This is a genomic window from Alcanivorax sp. HI0044 (assembly GCF_001634945.1).
Genome location: NZ_LWEZ01000979.1, coordinates 1 through 590, shown reverse-complemented (window position 1 = coordinate 590; position 590 = coordinate 1). Strand labels below are relative to the sequence as shown.

Sequence of the window (590 nt, the reverse complement as noted above, 5' to 3'; positions counted from 1 at the left end):
CACGATCCGTTTGCCTACACGCTGCGCTACTCCATTGGTCTGAGTACCCCCAATGATGAAAACTGCGGGTTGACGGTGAATGAGGAGGATTACATCTGGCGCGATGGCGACAGCATTATCTTCGATGAAACCTATATTCATTCTGCGTGGAATCGCACGGACACTCCGCGCATCATCCTGATGACTGACGTGGATCGCCCCCTGAAGAGTAAATGGGTGCAGAAGGCGTACTGGTTCTTCGGCTGGTTTTTTAATCGCTTGTTCATGATTGACAACGTGGACAGTAGTCACACTGGCATTGGTAACAAGCTGGGCAAGGGCGTTCTCGCGTATAAAGCGTTCCTTAAATCGGTGAAGAGGAAGAATAAGCGGTTCTATGTAACAGCCAAGTGGGCGGTGGTTCTGGCAGTGCTGGGCAGCATCGGTTACTCATTGCTGTGAATGCTATTCATTTTTCAAAGAACGATTAACGGTAGCAGCGCGGCGAAGATCTGCCGTGCTGTGATTGGCAGCCGCTGAATTGCCGTGACAATATTGGTGTGGGGAGATAATAAGTAAAGCTGCAGACAAAATAAGAATCGAAACAGGAA

General features: G+C 49.3%; 1 protein-coding gene. It reads left to right on the top strand.

All coding sequences use genetic code 11. From position 1 onward, the window contains the following. Positions 1–441 (top strand): aspartyl/asparaginyl beta-hydroxylase domain-containing protein (locus tag A3730_RS11565; RefSeq protein ID WP_197477448.1); only part of this gene is annotated, 441 nt, incomplete at its 5' end. Between the last annotated feature and the right edge of the window lie 149 nt (positions 442–590).